The organism is Betaproteobacteria bacterium, assembly GCA_016720065.1.
In the GTDB taxonomy this organism is placed as follows: domain Bacteria; phylum Pseudomonadota; class Gammaproteobacteria; order Burkholderiales; family Rhodocyclaceae; genus SSSZ01.
Map to the genome: position 1 here is coordinate 270293 of JADJXY010000002.1, position 16602 is coordinate 286894.

Genomic DNA, 16602 nt, shown 5'->3' on the forward strand with positions numbered 1-16602 from the left:
CATCGGACTTTGGGCGGGGAGGTGGTCAGTGTGTATCGCGCAGGACGGACCAATCTGGTCCCCTCGACAGGAATCGAACCTGTATTTGCCGCTTAGGAGGCGGCCGTTCTATCCATTGAACTACGAGGAGCGCGGGGGCCGTATTGTAGCCTGGGCCCTGCGGGGGCGCCAATTTGCCAGGATGGGACTTTTGCGGGCTGGCACGGGTCTCAGCCGGTACAATGCGGGCGGTTCGGACCTCGCTTTTGGCCGCCTTTCTGTCCTTCTTCCCATGCCCGTTCTCAAGCTTACCGGCGCCTGCTTGGCCTTTGGTCATGTGCCCCTCCTCGATCAGGCCGATTTCCAGCTCGATGCCGGCGAGCGGGTGGCTTTGATCGGCCGTAACGGGAGCGGGAAATCCTCGCTCCTTGCGGCTCTGGCAGCGGGCAACGGGCGGGCGGGGCTGGATGATGGCGAGGTCTGGGTTCAGCCGGGGAAGCGGGTCGCCTATGTGTCCCAGGAGCCGGAGTTTCCCCCCGGTGCGTCGGTCTTCGAGGCGGTGGTGGCCGGGCTGGGCGAGATATCCGCGTTGTTGGCCCGTTACCACGAGGTGTCGCATCGGCTGGCCGAGGGGGGCGGCGGGCAGGAATCCCTGCTTACCCAACTGGACGACTTGCAGCACGCTCTGGAGGCCCGCGGGGCGTGGAGCCTGGAGGCCCAGGCGGAACGGGCGGTGGCGCGTTTCAACCTGGAGCCCGACGCGCCGGTGGCGACGCTTTCCGGCGGCCAGAAGAAGCGTTTGGCCCTGGCGCGGGCGCTGGTCTCGGCGCCGGAGGTCTTGCTGCTGGACGAGCCGACCAATCACCTGGACATTGCCGCCATCGAGTGGCTGGAGACCCTGCTGGTCGAAAGCGGCATGACCCTGCTATTCATTTCCCACGACCGCCGCTTCCTGGACCGGGTGTGCACGCGCATCGTGGAACTGGACCGGGGGCGCCTGGCGAGTTTCCCGGGCAGCTTTACCCAGTATCAGGCACGCAAGGATGCCCTGCTGCACGAAGAGTCCCTGGCCAGCGCGCGGGCCGACAAGCTGCTGCGGCAGGAGGAGCTTTGGATCCGCAAGGGGGTCGAGGCGCGGCGCACGCGGGCGGTGTTTCGGGTGCAGCGTCTGGATCGCCTGCGGGCGGAGCGCGCCGCCCGGCGGGAGCGCCTGGGCCAGGCCAGCCTGCGGGTGGAAAGCGGGGACCGGAGTGGCCGCCTGGTAGCCGAATTGGAGCGGGTGAGCAAAGGCTACGGCGGAGCACCGGTAGTGAAGGACTTTTCCTGCCGCCTGCAGCGGGGCGACAAGCTTGGGCTGATCGGCCCCAACGGCGCCGGCAAGACTACGCTGCTGCGGCTCTTTCTGGGCGAATTGGAACCGGACGAGGGCAGTCTGCGCCGGGGAACCCGGCTGGAGATCGCCTATTTCGACCAGTTTCGCGCCCAACTGGATCCGGAGGCGACCCTGGCCGACGTGATCTCGCCCGGTTCGGACTATGTGGAGGTGGGCGGAGCGCGCAAGCACGTCATCGGTTACCTGGAGGATTTTCTTTTTGCGCCGGAGCGGGCCCGCTCGCCGGTGAAATCCCTTTCCGGCGGCGAGCGCAATCGCCTCCTGCTGGCCCGTCTATTCGCCCGGCCAGCCAATGTCCTGGTGCTGGACGAGCCCACCAATGACCTGGACATCGAAACCCTGGAGTTGCTCGAGCAACTGTTGCAGGACTACGACGGAACGCTCTTTCTGGTGAGCCACGACCGGGCCTTCCTGGACAATGTCGTGACCCAGACAGTGGCGGCGGAGGGGGGCGGGACGTGGCGCGAATACGTGGGCGGGTACTCCGATTGGCTGATCCAGTCGGCCACCCGCGCAGCGCCGCCTGAGCCCACGGCCCGGATCCCCGCGCCGCCGGCGGCGAAGCCTTCTTTGGCGCGGGAGCGGGGAAACAAGCTTTCCTGGAAGGAGCAACGGGAACTGGAGAGCCTCCCCGACCGTATCGCGACCCTGGAGGGCGAACAGAAGGAAATAGCCCTGCGCTTGGAGGATCCTGACCTCTACCGCCGCGACCCACCGGGTGCCCAGGCGGCTGCGGCTCGCCTTGCGGCCATAGACGAGGAACTCCTCGCCTTGCTCGAACGCTGGGAGAACCTGGAAAGCCGTGGCGGCGTCGAAGGAGCATGACGCAGCGTCTTTGTTCCTGCCAATACCCGCGATGAAACCGGGCTGGCGCAGCTTTTTCCTGGGGGCCGCCGTCGCCGCAGCGGTTCTGGTGCTGGGGGCGGCCTTTCTGGCCTACCAGGCGCCGGAACTCCTGCTGGATTGGGTCAACCTGCGTTACTGCGGCTGATCGGGGGGCGCGTCCTGGGCGATGCCGAGCCGTTGGGCGAGGGCTTCGCGGCTGAGGTGAACGAGGTCGGCGATTTCCTGCAGGTCGTCGGGCAGGGCGGGATCGTTCCAGCCCTTGGCCGAGTGTCGCGCAAGGCGTACGGCGAGGGTGACGTTCTTGACGCGCAGTTGGCCCGCGTTGTCGTCATCGATCAATTCCTTCAGGAGTTCGGGCAGGTGCCAGACGCCGCAGAGCGCCATCTGGATTTCCAGGAAGGTGAAGCCCAGCACGTCGCTTTGCGCCACGGCGCTGCGCAGGCCCGGCAGGGCGACCAGCCTTGACCGCATGCGCAGCAGCAGCCGGGGGGCAAAGCAGCCCACCAGAATTTCGGCCAGGTCGTGCAGCAGGGCGGCGATGCGCACTTCCTCCGGGTTCTTGTCGTGGCGCCAGTGGGCCCAGGAGTCGGCGTAATCGGCCGCCCGCTGGGCACGCCGGATGGTCTGCAGGACGGCGAGGAGCGCCTGGGGATCCTCGTCCGCCAGCATGCCTTCGATGGTCGGCATGTCCTGGAAGCGGTTGAAGAAGGGTTCGATTCCCGCCATGAGCACGGCGCCGGCGATGGTGGTGATGTCGCGGTGCAGGGCCTTGCCGGTGATGGGCTGGATGTAGGCCAGTACGCGCACCGTCATGATGGGATCCTGGAGGATGACCCGGGCGAGCTTGCGGCCGTCCACGCCATCGAGATCGGCGCGCATGGCCTGGATTTGACGCTTCGTCTGGCGCAGGACGGGCAGGCTGTTGCCTGAGAACAGCAGCAGCCAGGCTTCAAGATCCTGCAGCGGGTGGTCAAGCATGGAATCGATCTGAAAGGGGGGTGAGGGCGCCAACGCTGGAATCAGGGGAAAGCGCGGTGTTTGCAGCTTCTGCCATGGTTCCCGGCAGTGTATGCAGCGCTCCGGGCGAGAGCAAGCCCTGCTGGCGTGCGATAATGGGGCGATTCGCCAGAGTTCGGATCGCCATGCGCTACGCCATCATCCCCGTGACCCCTTTTGAACAGAACTGTTCCGTCTTCTGGTGCGAAGTGACGCGCCAGGCGGCGGTCATCGATCCCGGGGGCGATATCGAGCGAATCGAGAGTTTCCTCGCCGAGCAGCGCCTGACCCTGGCCAAGATTCTGGTCACCCATGGTCATATCGATCATGCCGGTGGGGTCGCGGCCCTGGCGGAAAAGACCGGGGTGCCCATCGAAGGCCCCCAGCGCGAAGATCAGTTCTGGATTGACGGCATGGCTGAGCAGAGCCGCATGTTTGGCTTTCCCGGGGTGCGCCCCTTCGTGCCCACCCGCTGGCTGGAAGAGGGCGATCGCGTGCAGTTCGGCGAGGTGGAACTGGAAGTTCTGCATTGCCCGGGCCACACACCTGGGCACGTGGTGTTCTTTCACCGCCTGAGCAAGCTGCTCCAGGTGGGGGACGTGCTCTTTCAGGGCTCCATCGGGCGGACGGATTTTCCGCGGGGCGATTACGACACCCTGATCGCTTCCATCCGGGACAAGCTGTTTCCCTTGGGCGATGACGTCGAATTCATCCCCGGGCACGGCCCCATGTCCACCCTGGGTGAAGAACGCCGCTACAACCCCTTCCTGGGCGGGCGTTAGGGCTCTTCCCCGCTGCGCGGGGAAGCTTGCTTGCTCAACTTGCCACGGAGCGGATCTTGGCAGCCCAGGTCAGGGCTTCGATCTGATCCTCGACGTAGACTTCCGGCGCGACGGCGTGCTCCCGCAGGAGCGAGGAAGCCAAGTCGAGTTCGCCGTGGTCGGCGGAATCGGAAATCTTCAAGAGCTTGCCCAGGGCTCCGCCCTGGTGCGCCAGGGCGTCGGCGACCGGCTGCGGCAGGGGCAATTGCGGCAGGATTTCCGTCATCGAGAGGTTGAGCAGCACAGGCAGGAAGGAGAAGGTGCCCACCATGAACGCGGCGTCGCCCACGTTTTCCACCCCCTCGATACCCGGGATGCGTGCACTGAGGATTTCGAGCAGGCGCCCGCGGTTGGCCGCGTAGAGCAGGAGGGGATTGGGGGCGGCACCGTTGGCGGTGTCGGCATAAACCAGCAATTGCAGCCAGCGCTGGAGTTGCCGGCGGCCCAGGAGGTTGATGGCCTGGGAAAAATTGGTGATCGGTGAGCGCGGCGCAATGGCCGCCGAGTTCACGAGGCGCAGGAGCCCGTAGGAAAGCTTGGGCTGCTGTTTGAAAATTTCCTCCAGGGCGCGGGTATCGGCATCCTGGGCGACCAGGGCAAGCAGTTCGAGGAGCTTGAGGCGCGAGACATCGGCCTTGCCCAGCGCCGTGTTGCGGGTCAGGAGATATTCCCCCGAGACGATGCGACACTGGTTGGAAATCGCCCAGGAGAAGTCGTTGCGCGTGCGCACGGAATGGACGACGATGGCCGAGCGCACGGCGAGCCCCATGAGGGTGAAGGGCGGCAGGGTGCGGGCATGGCCCACCGAGAGCACCACGTATTCGAAGGCGCCGGTTGGGGGCAGCGGGTCGCCCGGGGCGAGGGAGAGGGCGATTTTTCGTCCTTCCCGGCGCAGGCCGGCTTCGAGTTTTTCCGCCGCTTCCTGACCGTCGGGGTTGGCCGGGGGCGCGAGGAGAAAGACGATTCTGTCGGCGGGAATTGCCTGGGTGCGGTTCAGGTCCGCTTCCGTGGCGACGGGAACGAACCAGCGCAGGCCCGAATTGACCGTCTGAGCAGCGGGCAGGGAGAAGAGGTGGGCGATTTCCTCTGGACAGGGGCTGGTGCCGGAGGCGGCAAGATGGAACCCGGCCCAGGTTTCGTCGGGATTCAGCCAGGGTTGGATAAAGAGCTGGTGTTCGCCTGCCATGAGTGACCCCCACATCTTGTTTTCCGTGGATGGTAGCAAGTTTGTCCGGCTGCGTCAGCCGAAAGTCCAGGCAAAAGCGGCTCTTGGTCCCCCGGGGGCTCCTGGTCATAATGACGTCATGAAGCCGGACTACTGGGCCACCGCCATCGCCGACCTCGTCTCCGCCGATACTGTCCTGGCCGGGCTTGTCGCCGCGTATCCGGGCGGTGCCCTGCGCTCTTTGGGGGATCCTTTTGCGACCCTGGCCCGCTCCATCGTCGGGCAGCAAATTTCCGTCAAGGCCTCCGACGCCGTATGGGGGCGCCTCTGCCAACGCGTCGACCGGGTCACGCCAGGGGGCGTCCTCGCCCTGTCGGCAGCGGATCTTGCCGCCTGCGGGCTTTCCCGTCGCAAGGTCGAGTACCTGGTCGATCTGGCCGGAAACTTTGCTGCCCGACGCATCGATCCGGACGCCTGGCAGTCCCTCGAGGACGAGGCCATCATCGCGCAACTGACTGCCGTGCGTGGCATCGGTCGCTGGACGGCAGAGATGTTCCTGATCTTCCATCTTCTGCGCCCCGACGTCCTTCCCGTGGACGACATCGGCCTGCAAAAGGCCGTGGCGCTCCACTATCGCCAGGGCCTGCGCCCGCTGCGGGCGGACCTCGTCGCCCTGGGGGAAGGCTGGCGTCCCTGGCGCTCGGTGGCGACCTGGTATCTCTGGCGCAGTCTGGATCCGGTGCCGGTAGAGTATTGAGCGTCCCCGCCGGCAGCCCGCTGTCGAGGGAGGGGCGGTCCTTTTGGGCTAGAATACCGGCCGGCCTGACGGGCCTGTGTCGAGCGCCCCCCGAACGCGAGAGGCACCCATGCCCGTTCCCTCCCCACCGCCCCCGCTTCCGCCGTGTGGGGGAGGGGAGGTCATAGAGACGCTGTACGGATAGGGACGTCCCCATGAAAATCAGTTTCCTCGACTTCGAGCAATCGGTCGCCGACCTCGAAGCCAAGATCGAAGAATTGCGCTCCGTCCAGGAAGGCTCCGAGGTGGATATTTCGGCCGAGATCGCGCGCCTCGAAAAGAAGAGCGCCCAACTCACCAAGGAAATCTACGCCAAGCTGACCCCCTGGCAGGTTGCCCAGGTGGCGCGCCATCCCCAGAGGCCCTACACCCTCGATTACATTGCCCGACTGTGCACCGACTTCGAAGAGTTGCATGGGGACCGCGCCTTTGCCGACGATCATGCCATCGTTGGGGGGCTGGCCCGCTTCGAGGGCGCGCCGGTGGTGGTCATCGGCCACCAGAAGGGGCGCGATACCAAGGAAAAAATCTACCGCAATTTCGGCATGCCCCGTCCCGAGGGTTACCGCAAGGCCCTGCGCCTGATGAAACTGGCAGAGAAGTTCGGCCTTCCGGTGCTGACCTTCATCGATACGCCGGGGGCCTATCCCGGCATCGACGCGGAAGAGCGCGGCCAGTCCGAAGCCATCGGCAGAAATCTCTACGTGATGACGGAACTCAAGGTTCCCGTCATCGTCACCGTCATCGGAGAGGGGGGGTCAGGCGGTGCCCTGGCCATCGCTGTCGGGGACGTGGTGCAGATGTTGCAGCACTCGACCTACTCCGTCATTTCCCCAGAAGGCTGCGCTTCCATCCTGTGGAAAAGCGCCGAAAAAGCCCCCGAAGCAGCCGATACCATGGGCATCACGGCGACCCGCCTGCGCGCCCTGGGCCTGGTCGATCGCATCATCGCCGAGCCCCCGGGCGGTGCACACCGGGACCACGAGGCCATGGCGGCAAATCTCAGGAAGGCCCTGCAGGAGTCCCTGGTTCAGGTCGGCGCCATGTCCGTGAAGGAGCTCCTGGCGACGCGTTACGAGCGGCTCATGGGCTATGGGCGTTTCAAGCTTCAGCCCGCGGCCTGACCGTCGCCGCACTGCGGCAGCGTGACGGGGGCGATGGGCGACGGTTCGGTCCCCGCAGCCGTGGCGGCCTTTCTCGCGCCGCGAGTCGGTGCGGCGGAGCCGTTGTGCGTGGGCTTGTCCGGAGGACGGGATTCGGTTGCCCTGCTTGCGGCCCTCGTCGATCTTGGCCGGGAGGGTGCGGTGTCGGCCCTGCACATCCATCACGGACTTTCGCCTGCGGCCGACGATTGGGCGTGTTTTTGCGTCGACCTCGGGGTTCGTCTGGGCGTGGCCGTGCAGGTGCGGCGGGTCGTCGTGGCCCCGCGGGGTGAAGGCGTCGAAGCGGCTGCCCGGGCGGCCCGCTATCACGCATTCGCGCAAGAGGGCGCCTGCAACCTCCTTTTGGGGCACCACCGCGACGATCAGGCCGAGACGGTCCTGTTCAATCTGCTTCGTGGTTGCGGAGTCGCGGGTGCGGCGGGTATCCCTGCCGAACGGCGATTTCCCGGCCAGCGCATCCTGCGGCCGCTCCTGGGCGTCGGCAGGAACGCCATCAGTGGATACCTGCAGGGACGCGATCTGCCCTGGATCGAAGACGAGAGCAATGCCGACACGGCCTTGTCGCGCAATTTTCTGCGACGCACAATCCTTCCGCCTTTGGAAGCGCGCTTTCCAGGTGCCGGCGAACGCCTTGCGGCGGCCGCCGGCCGTTTCGCCGCGGCTGACGCACTGCTTGGCGAGTTGGCCGGCCTCGACTGGGAACGCCTCTCCCTGGGGGAAACCTTGCCGCTTGCAAGTGCGCGCAGCCTGTCAGCGCCGCGCCTTGCCAATCTCTTGCGGGGACGCCTGCGGCACTTGGGGTGGCAGCCCCCAACGGCGTCCCGGCTTGACGAATTCGTACGCCAGATTCTGGCGGCCGGACCGGGCAAGCGCCCGGAACTCCACCTTCCGGCCGGCAGAATGGCTGTGCGCCGCGGCGCCCTGTGCTGGATCGCGACAGAAGCGCTTTAGCGTTCGGGGTGACCGGTTTGCCGCCGCGCCGACGCCGCTGGGAACGAGATATCCGGAAACAGTTTCCTCTGCCGGCCGGCTCCCGCCCATTCCGCCCTTGGGTTAGAATCGCCACCTTGTCCATTTTCACGCCACGGCCATGATTACCGGATCCATCGTCGCCATCGTTACCCCCATGTTCGATGACGGCAGCCTTGATTTTGCTGCCTTCCGCAAGCTCATCGACCTCCACGCCCAGGAAGGAACCGACGCCATCGTCGTGGTGGGGACGACCGGCGAATCGCCCACGGTCGATGTCGAGGAGCACTGCGAACTGATTCGTGTCGCCGTCGAGCATTCCGCCGGCCGCATTCCCATCATCGCCGGCACGGGGGCCAACTCCACTTCCGAGGCCATCGAACTCAGCCGCTTTGCCAAGGATGCGGGTGCACAGGCCGGCTTGTCCGTGGTGCCCTATTACAACAAGCCGACCCAGGAGGGGCTTTACCGGCACTTTCGCGCCATCGCCGAGGCGGTGGAGTTGCCGCTGCTGCTCTACAACGTGCCTGGCCGTACCGTGGCCGACATGAGTAATGACACCATTCTGAGTCTGGCTGAGATACCGGGGGTCATCGGGGTCAAGGACGCCACTGGCAACCTGGATCGGGCCTGCGACCTCATCGCCCGGGCGCCCCAGGGCTTTGCGCTCTACAGCGGCGACGACATGACCTGCCTTGCCAGCATCATGCTGGGCTTCCACGGCAACATCTCCGTCACCGCCAACGTGGCGCCCAGGCTGATGCACGAGATGTGCGTCGCCGCCGCCGCGGGGGACGTGGCCAAGGCGCGACAAATCCACTTCCGTCTCTTGGGGCTGCACCGCGACCTGTTCTGCGAAGCCAATCCGATCCCGGTCAAGTGGGCAGTCGAACGCCTTGGGTTGAGCCAGGGGGGGATACGTCTGCCCCTGACGCCGCTCTCCCCCGCCGGACAGGAGCGGGTCCTTGCCGCTTTGCGGCAGGCCGGCCTGGTCGGCTGACGGAGCGTTCATGAAAGCGATTTCTCCAGCTCTGGTGGGGCTTTGTGTCGTGACGGCCCTGGCCGGTTGCAGCATGCTGCCCGAATCGAAGAAGATCGAATACAAGTCCGCCGGAAAAGCACCGAGCCTTGAGGTACCTCCGGATCTCACCCAGATCACGCGGGACGACCGCTACCTTGTGCCGGATACCGGTGCCCGGGGCAGCGCGACTTATTCGGCGTATTCAGCCGATCGTTCCGGTGCCAACCAGCCTCAGAACAGCGCGGTGCTCCCGGCAGTGGACAATGTCCGCATCGAGCGGGCCGGAAACCAGCGTTGGCTGGTCGTTGCGCTGCCCCCCGACAAGCTGTGGGGGACGATCAAGGATTTCTGGCAGGAAACCGGTTTCATCGTCAGCGTCGAGCGGCCCGAAGCGGGCGTCATCGAGACCGACTGGGCGGAGAACCGAGCCAAGATTCCCAGCGACATCATTCGCAACACCCTGGGCCGGATTCTCGACTCCCTGTACTCGTCGGGCGAGATGGACAAATTCCGCACCCGCCTCGAGCCTGGGGCGACGCCGGGAACCACCGATATTTTCATCAGCCACCGCGGCATGGAAGAGATCTATACCTCGTCAGCCAAGGACGAAACCCGGTGGCAACCCCGGGCCGCCGATCCGGAACTGGAGGCGGAGATGCTGCGTCGCCTGATGGTCCGCCTGGGAGCCGAAGAAAAGCGCGCCGACGTGGCCATTGCCCAGGCCAAGGCCGAGCCCAAGGCCAAGCTGGCGAGCAGCGACGATGGCTCCGGCGGCGTCGAGGTTCAGGAACGCTTCGATCGCGCCTGGCGGCGGGTCGGGCTGGCCCTCGATCGTGTGGGCTTCACGGTCGAGGATCGGGATCGCACCAAGGGCCTCTATTTCGTGCGTTATGTCGACCCCCATCTCGATGCGCGCAAGGAAGAGAAGGGATTCCTCTCCAAGCTTGCCTTCTGGAAGAGCAGTGAAGTGGATCTCGACAACAAGGTCCGCTATCGCATTTTCGTGCGGGACAACGGTGGGTCGAGCACCGTCCAGATCCTGACCGGCGAGGGCGGTGTCGACCGCTCCGATACGGCGCGCAAGATTCTCGGTCTGCTCTACGCCCAATTGCAGTGATCCGCGCTGCCTCCCTCGGCAGCGGCAGCGCCGGAAACGGCATGCTGGTAGAAACCGGGGGAGGGCGGGTCCTGCTCGACTGCGGTTTTGGGCTGGCGGCAGCGACATCCCGACTGGACCGCCTGGGCGTCTGTCCCCAGTCCATCGATGGCATCGTCGTTACCCACGAGCACGGCGATCACGCGGGGGGCGCCTTCCGTCTTGCGCGCCGTCACGGGCTTCCTGTCTGGCTGAGTCATGGCACCCTGCGGGCCTGTTCGGCCCTGGCGGAAGGTGTCGACTGCCGGGTCGTCGCCTGTGGCGAGCGTTTTACGGTCGGCGACCTCGAAATCCTTCCCTATACCGTGCCCCACGATGCGCAGGAGCCCTTGCAGTTCGTGTTTAGCGGCGGCGGCCGTTCCATCGGTGTGCTGACCGATGCCGGAGAGATCACCGACCATGTGCGACGCTGCCTGAGCGGCTGCAATGGACTGGTGCTGGAGTGCAACCACGATGCCGGGCTGCTTGCCCGGTCACGCTATCCCGCGTCGCTCAAACGGCGCATCGCCGGGCCCTTTGGGCACCTTGCAAACGATTGTGCGGCGGGGCTTCTGCAAGACATCGACGTGTCACGCCTGGAATGGGTGGTCGCCGCCCACTTGAGCACGGAGAACAATCGTCCAGACCTTGCCGCTCGGGCCTTGGCCGAGGTGCTGGCATGGCCGATCGAGCGCGTGCAGGTGGCAACCCAGGACGAGGGGTTCGCTTGGTGTGGGCTCTGAGCAGCCGCCAACAATCCGTTCATTCCCTGCATGTCGTGCCCAGCCTCTGGCGGACTAGTCGCCATATTCGCGGCAGGGCGAGTTCTAGGCACAAAAAAAGCGGGGCATGCGCCCCGCTTTTTGGATGCTTGTAAGCCTGATTACTTCTTGGCTTCGGCAGGAGCGGCAGCCGGAGCAGCGGCGTCGGCCGGCTTGGCGGCTTCCGGGGCGGCAGCCGGAGCAGCGGCGTCGGCCGGCTTGGCGGCTTCCGGGGCGGCAGCAGGAGCGGGAGCCGGGGCGGCCGGGGCAGCAGCAGGAGCGGGAGCCGGGGCCGGGGCGGCAGCGGGTTCTTCCTTCTTACCGCAAGCGGTGAGGGTCAGGGCAACCAGGGCAGCGAGGAGGACGGACTTGTTCATGGAAAATTTCCTTATCAAAATTAACGAACAGACTAGCCAAAAATTTTTGGTGACTGAACGACCAGTCAGTGCCGGATTATAACAAGAATCGGCCGCCACTCCCGTCGCAAATGGTGCACTGCGCAATGGTGTTGTTTTATGGCTACAACCCCGTCGTGGTCGCGGTGACGGGGGTGCCAGCCTCCAGCCAGATGTCTTCGAAGCGCTTGCAATAGGGGGCGAGTTCCTCGGTCTCTGCGATGAGGAGCTTGCTGCGCGGGTTTTCGCGGTCGAAGCGAATCAGCCCGTGGCATCCGTCTGCCAGCACCATGGCGTCTCGCAAGGAAGCGAGGGAGTCACCGCTTTGCTGTACGGCCATGCGGTGGTTGAACGTAGTCATCAAACCCAGAAGACGAGGATGATTGGTGCGCAAGGGCTGGGGGTCCTGGACGACGACGCGCACACTGCCTCCGCCGGCAAGAATGCGACGCAATGCGTCGATGCGCGCGGGTGCGTCGAGTTGCAACGCGACGAGATCCGGATCCCAGATGAGAACCTCGCTGCCGCCCACGGCCAGCAGACGGTCAAGTGCGCCACGGTAATCAGACCAGCTGGTGTGAAGTTCCCTCGCCATGGCCTCCAGTGTAGTCGATTGGTAGAATTCGCGCTTTTTCGCGGAGTCCCCATGCCCGTCGCGGCCATAGAATCCCTTGACCACGAAGCCAGGGGCATTGCACGTCAGGAAGGCAAGACGATTTTTGTCGACGGCGCCCTGCCCGGAGAGGTCGTCGAGTACGCGAGCTTTCGCCGCAAGCCCAGCTACGAACTCGCGCACCTGATCCGCGTGGTCTCCACATCGCCTGTCCGGGTCGTACCCCGCTGCCCTCATTTTGGCGTTTGCGGGGGCTGCGCGATGCAGCATTTCGACCCGGCCGCCCAGGTGGCGGCCAAGCAGCGGGTGCTCGAAGACAGCTTGTGGCATATCGGGCGGGTGCGGCCGGAGGAAATTCTGCCTCCCATCCAGGGCTATCCCTGGGGGTACCGGCGGCGGGCCCGCCTCGCGGTCCGTTGGGTGCCTAAGAAAGGCGGCATGCTGGTCGGATTTCACGAGCGGCGCAGCAGCTATATTGCGGACATGCAGTCCTGCGCAGTGCTGCCTCCGGAGGTTTCCGACATGCTCCTGCCTCTGCGCGAACTGATTGGAGGTCTTTCGATCCGTGAGCGCCTGCCCCAGGTCGAGGTGGCGGCTGGAGAGTCCTGCATCGCACTGGTCCTGCGCATTCTGGAGCCCCTGACAGGCGTCGATGAGGATCGCCTGCGGGGCTTCGCCGATCAGTACGGTGTTGTCATCTATCTTCAGTCCAAGGGACCGGATACGGCAGTGCGATTTCATCCCCTGCCAGGCCCCAGGCTTTCCTACACGCTCCCCGAGTTCGGCCTTGAACTCGAGTTTCGGCCGACGGAATTTACTCAAGTCAATCACGCCGTGAACCGGGTGCTGGTGCGGCGAGCCATCCGGCTGCTGGATCCACGGCCCGGTGAGCGTATTGCCGATCTTTTTTGCGGTCTGGGAAATTTCACGCTGCCGATGGCCAGTCTGGGTGCAGCGGTCGTGGGCATCGAGGGGAGCGCGGCTTTGGTGGCCCGGGGGCGGGAAAGCGCCTTGGGCAATGGTCTTGCGCATCGCGTCGAGTTTGCCGTGGCCAATCTGTTCGAGTGTACCGAGGAGTCCCTTGGCCGCCTCGGGCACTTGGACAAGATGCTCATCGATCCCCCGCGCGAGGGGGCCATCGAGGTGGTCAAGGCCCTGGGAAGCGAAGGGGGGCCGAAGCGCATTGTCTACGTTTCATGCAATCCGGCCACTCTCGCACGGGACGCTGCCGTCCTGACCGGGGTCAAGGGCTACCGCTTCCGCGCTGCCGGCGCGGTCAACATGTTTCCCCATACGGCCCACGTCGAGTCGATCGCGGTATTCGAACGGGGCTGACAGGCGCCTCGCCCGGGGAGAAGCTGCACGCGGCCCCCGCGCAAAAAGGCGGCCGAAGCCGCCTTTTTTACCGCACAGGGCTACGGTCAGTCCCGTTCGCCGCTCAGGGCCATGAGCAGATTGAGCAGGCTGACGAAGATGTTGTAGATGTCGAGATAGATCGCCAGCGTGGCGCTGACATAATTGGTCTCGCCGCCGCGAACGATACGATTGATGTCGTAGAGGACGTAGGCGGAGAAGATGGCCACGGCCGCAGCAGAAATGGCCAGGTGGAGCGCAGGCATCTGAAGCCAGATGTTGGCAACGCCAGCCAGCAACACCAGGATCACGCCAGCGAAGAGAAAATTTCCCATGCCGCTGAAATCCCGCTTGCTGACTGCAGCGACGGACGCCAGGGTGAAGAACAGGGCACCGGTGCCACCCGCCGCCAAGGCGATGAGGGAGCCGCCGTTGGAAAAGCCGAGGGCCACCTGAAGGATGCGCGACAGCATCAGGCCCATGAAGAAGGTGAAGCCAAGCAGCAGCGCAACGCCCCAGCCGCTGTCCTTGGTGCGCTCGATACCGTACATGAAGGCAAAGGCGATGCCCAGGAAAACGATGAAGGCGATGAAGGGACTGCCGGAGAGGAAGCTGAACTGCAACTGCACGCCCACCAATGCCCCGAGAATGGTCGGAACCATGCTGAGGCCGAGCAGCATGTAGGTGTTGCGCAGGACGCGGTTGTGCTGCAGATCCAGGGTCTGGGCGGTTTGACCGGGAAGGGGGAAACCGTTGGTCATACTTGTGCTCCTGAGAAGAAAGTGAGTGTGAAGCGACCGTAAGACTACCCATCGGGGGTGAAAGTTGCAACTTGACACGCGTGACTGCGACCCGCGTGACTGACTTCTCGCCAAGATTCCGGGTTAAACTCGCGGCCGCGCGGGGGTTTCCCCCACGGCCAGAGGTCGCGGAGGTGTGGCAGAGTGGTCGATTGCACTGGTCTTGAAAACCAGCAAGGGGCAACCCTTCGTGAGTTCGAATCTCACCGCCTCCGCCATCGTGCGTACAGGTTTGCGTTCTGTCGGGGGTACAGTGATCGGCGCCGCTGATCTGGCCGCCCGAATCGACCGTGTTGCCGCGCTCGTGGCTTCGGCGCGCCGCCTCTTGTTCATTACCGGCGCCGGCATTTCCGCCGATTCCGGTCTCCCGACCTACCGGGGGATTGGGGGTTTGTATGATCGGGAACTGACCGACGAGGGCCTGCGCATCGAAGAAGCTCTCTCTGGTGAGGTTTTCGCGGCTTTCCCCGAAGTCACCTGGAAGTATCTCGCCCAGATCGAAGAGGCCTGTCGCGGGGTGGAGCCCAACGCCGCGCACTGGGTGATGGCCCGCATCGAACGCGAACGGCCCGGCAGTCTCGTCCTGACCCAGAATATCGACGGGCTCCACCGCCGCGCCGGGAGTCTCAATCTGATCGAGATCCACGGCAATCTCCAGAATCTCGCCTGTACCGCGTGTCACTTCCGTACTTTTTGCCCCACGCTGGAGGGTTGGGCAATTCCCCCGCACTGTCCCGAGTGCGACGCTGTGATGAGGCCGACAGTGGTTCTGTTTGGCGAGTCCCTTCCCTCAGGGGCCATGGATCGATTTCTGGATGCTTTGGAGGCCGGGTTCGACGCTGTATTTTCGATTGGTACTTCGAGTGCCTTTCCGTATATTGCCCAACCGGTTCTGTGGGCGGCCCGAAGCGGGATCCCTACGGTTGAGATCAATCCTGGCGAGACGCTCCTGAGCGGTATCGTCGATACGCGCATTCCTCTGGGTGCCGCTGCGGCCATGACTGCGCTGCTCGAACGTCTGGAGTGGTAGGGGCGCGGGGGGCGCGATCCGTAAGTCTGCTGGATTTCCAGCGCCGGCAGCCGCGGTTCCGGGTTATACCTCCAGAAAGTCGCGCACCTCGGCCGCCCGGGCCATGGTGTCCCGGTAACCCAGGTCCATCAGGGCCTCGGTGTAAGGCTGCTCGAAAAGCAAGTAGCTGGTGAGGGCGCCGCCGCGCCGATTCATGGCGCCGATTCCTCGCAGCAGTATCTTTACGGGCCGGGGAAGGGCATCGGCGTGGTTGGCGGCGATCAGATCGAGGCGCTCCGAGGGGGCGATAATCAGCGTGCGAATCTTGCGCAGGGGAACTTCGGCCTGGGCGAGCACATCCGGGGAGAGGGAGGCGACGGTTTCATTGATGCGTTGCAGTCGCTCGATATCCACGGCGAGGCTGTCCAGGAAGATGCTGGCGAGGGCGTGGCCGGCGATCTGGGCCAGGGAAGGATGGCGGGCGCTGCTATTGCGTTCCTTCGGTTCATTGAGTCGCCCGGCGCCGATGACAAAAATGCGCTCTGCACCGAGGTGGATGGCGGGGGAGATGGGGGCCAGTTGGCGCATCGATCCGTCACCGAAAAATTCGCGGTTGATGTGGGTGGCGGGGAAGATGAAGGGTATTGCACTGGAGGCCAACAGGTGGCTGACGTTGATCTTGCAGCGGATGCCCACGCGCTGCACCCGGCGCCAGGGCTCGGCAGTGGGGTGGCCCTGGAAGAAGGTGATGCTTTCGCCGGATTCGTAGCCCGACGCCGTGATGGACAGGGCGTGGAGGGCGCCGGAGCGGATGGCGTGGTCTACGCCGCGAAAATCGAGGTAACGGTTGAGCAGATCCCGCAGGGGCGTGTTGTCGAGGAGGGAACGGGGACGGCTGCGAATCGCCCAGCCCGCCACCAGCATGGAGAGCCAGTGGGCGCCGGAGCGCACGATACCTGCTGTATCCGCGCGATAGATGTGGCCCGCGTGCATGCTGCGCCAGACGTGGGCCACCATTTCGACAGCCTTGCCGAAGTTGTCCGCCAGACAGGCGACGCTCGCGGCATTGATGGCGCCCGCCGAGGTTCCGCACAGGATGGGGAAGGGATTTTGGCGCGGGTTGGGGAGCAATTCGGCGACTGCCATGAGCACGCCGACCTGATAGGCGGCGCGTGCGCCGCCGCCGGTGAGGATAAGCGCGGTGCGGGGGCGGGAGTTCATGCGCTGGCGCCCTGACGAGGGGGGGGCTGACACCTGATCAAGGCATACTCCATGACGTCGTCGCCTGCGGATGTGAATAACATACCCATCGATTTTCCCCGAGGCGCTTCTGTGCGCCTTTCCTGAACATTCGCGAGTATAGGAGAGCGACGCATCGCCCTCAATC

Annotated in this window: 16 protein-coding genes and 2 tRNA genes; 11 read left to right on the plus strand and 7 right to left on the minus strand. The window is 64.9% G+C overall.

Going from position 1 to position 16602, the window contains the following annotated elements:
- Window positions 1-55 precede the first annotated feature (55 nt).
- Window positions 56-130: transfer RNA gene (locus tag IPM73_04430), tRNA-Arg, on the minus strand.
- A gap of 141 nt (window positions 131-271) precedes the next feature.
- Between IPM73_04430 and IPM73_04435 the strand changes: the two genes are divergently transcribed.
- Window positions 272-2197, plus strand: coding sequence for an ATP-binding cassette domain-containing protein (locus IPM73_04435; GenBank protein MBK8917311.1), 1926 nt, complete (start codon window positions 272-274; stop codon window positions 2195-2197).
- 153 nt (window positions 2198-2350) lie between these two features.
- On the opposite strand, the gene IPM73_04440 is transcribed toward IPM73_04435, so the two are convergent.
- Complete coding sequence (locus IPM73_04440) at window positions 2351-3196, minus strand: HDOD domain-containing protein (GenBank protein ID MBK8917312.1); 846 nt, start codon at window positions 3194-3196, stop codon at window positions 2351-2353.
- A 164-nt stretch (window positions 3197-3360) separates the two neighbouring features.
- On the opposite strand from IPM73_04440, the gene IPM73_04445 reads away from it, so the two are divergent.
- Window positions 3361-3996 (plus strand): MBL fold metallo-hydrolase, encoded by a 636-nt coding sequence (locus tag IPM73_04445; protein ID MBK8917313.1) that lies wholly within the window; start codon window positions 3361-3363, stop codon window positions 3994-3996.
- A gap of 34 nt (window positions 3997-4030) precedes the next feature.
- On the opposite strand, the gene IPM73_04450 is transcribed toward IPM73_04445, so the two are convergent.
- Window positions 4031-5236, minus strand: coding sequence for an HDOD domain-containing protein (locus IPM73_04450; protein ID MBK8917314.1), 1206 nt, complete (start codon window positions 5234-5236; stop codon window positions 4031-4033).
- Between the two features lie 103 nt (window positions 5237-5339).
- Between IPM73_04450 and IPM73_04455 the strand changes: the two genes are divergently transcribed.
- The 6 genes from IPM73_04455 (at window position 5340) to IPM73_04480 (ending at window position 11027) form a co-directional block, all read left to right on the plus strand.
- The gene (locus IPM73_04455; GenBank protein MBK8917315.1) at window positions 5340-5957 is read left to right on the plus strand and encodes a DNA-3-methyladenine glycosylase 2 family protein; all 618 of its coding nucleotides are present in this window, start codon (window positions 5340-5342) and stop codon (window positions 5955-5957) included.
- Window positions 5958-6151: 194 nt separating this feature from the next.
- Complete coding sequence (locus IPM73_04460) at window positions 6152-7120, plus strand: acetyl-CoA carboxylase carboxyltransferase subunit alpha (GenBank protein ID MBK8917316.1); 969 nt, start codon at window positions 6152-6154, stop codon at window positions 7118-7120.
- 108 nt (window positions 7121-7228) lie between these two features.
- On the plus strand, window positions 7229-8110 hold the full coding sequence (gene tilS / locus IPM73_04465) for a tRNA lysidine(34) synthetase TilS (protein MBK8917317.1): 882 nt from the start codon (window positions 7229-7231) through the stop codon (window positions 8108-8110).
- Window positions 8111-8249: 139 nt separating this feature from the next.
- Window positions 8250-9128, plus strand: a complete 879-nt coding sequence (locus tag IPM73_04470; protein ID MBK8917318.1) for a 4-hydroxy-tetrahydrodipicolinate synthase — start codon at window positions 8250-8252, stop codon at window positions 9126-9128.
- A 10-nt stretch (window positions 9129-9138) separates the two neighbouring features.
- Entirely contained in the window at window positions 9139-10266 is a 1128-nt protein-coding gene (bamC, locus tag IPM73_04475; GenBank protein ID MBK8917319.1) for an outer membrane protein assembly factor BamC, read from the plus strand.
- Entirely contained in the window at window positions 10266-11027 is a 762-nt protein-coding gene (locus tag IPM73_04480) for an MBL fold metallo-hydrolase (GenBank protein ID MBK8917320.1), read from the plus strand. Before bamC ends, IPM73_04480 begins: the two co-directional genes overlap by 1 nt.
- A 140-nt stretch (window positions 11028-11167) precedes the next feature.
- Here IPM73_04480 and IPM73_04485 read toward each other — a convergent pair whose 3' ends face one another.
- Window positions 11168-11422: a hypothetical protein gene (locus IPM73_04485; GenBank protein ID MBK8917321.1), complete on the minus strand. Its 255-nt coding sequence runs from the start codon at window positions 11420-11422 to the stop codon at window positions 11168-11170.
- A gap of 142 nt (window positions 11423-11564) precedes the next feature.
- Complete coding sequence (locus tag IPM73_04490) at window positions 11565-12035, minus strand: hypothetical protein (protein ID MBK8917322.1); 471 nt, start codon at window positions 12033-12035, stop codon at window positions 11565-11567.
- A gap of 51 nt (window positions 12036-12086) precedes the next feature.
- Between IPM73_04490 and rlmD the strand changes: the two genes are divergently transcribed.
- Complete coding sequence (rlmD, locus tag IPM73_04495; GenBank protein ID MBK8917323.1) at window positions 12087-13388, plus strand: 23S rRNA (uracil(1939)-C(5))-methyltransferase RlmD; 1302 nt, start codon at window positions 12087-12089, stop codon at window positions 13386-13388.
- Window positions 13389-13474: 86 nt separating this feature from the next.
- Here rlmD and IPM73_04500 read toward each other — a convergent pair whose 3' ends face one another.
- Window positions 13475-14167 (minus strand): Bax inhibitor-1/YccA family protein, encoded by a 693-nt coding sequence (locus tag IPM73_04500; GenBank protein ID MBK8917324.1) that lies wholly within the window; start codon window positions 14165-14167, stop codon window positions 13475-13477.
- A gap of 169 nt (window positions 14168-14336) precedes the next feature.
- Here IPM73_04500 and IPM73_04505 point away from each other — a divergent pair.
- Both IPM73_04505 and IPM73_04510 read left to right on the plus strand, forming a co-directional pair.
- Window positions 14337-14424, plus strand: a tRNA-Ser gene (locus tag IPM73_04505).
- 38 nt (window positions 14425-14462) lie between these two features.
- The gene (locus IPM73_04510; GenBank protein MBK8917325.1) at window positions 14463-15236 is read left to right on the plus strand and encodes an NAD-dependent protein deacylase; all 774 of its coding nucleotides are present in this window, start codon (window positions 14463-14465) and stop codon (window positions 15234-15236) included.
- A 63-nt stretch (window positions 15237-15299) separates the two neighbouring features.
- Here the strand turns inward: IPM73_04510 and IPM73_04515 are convergent, their stop codons facing one another.
- Window positions 15300-16436 (minus strand): patatin-like phospholipase family protein, encoded by a 1137-nt coding sequence (locus IPM73_04515; GenBank protein MBK8917326.1) that lies wholly within the window; start codon window positions 16434-16436, stop codon window positions 15300-15302.
- Window positions 16437-16602 lie beyond the last annotated feature (166 nt).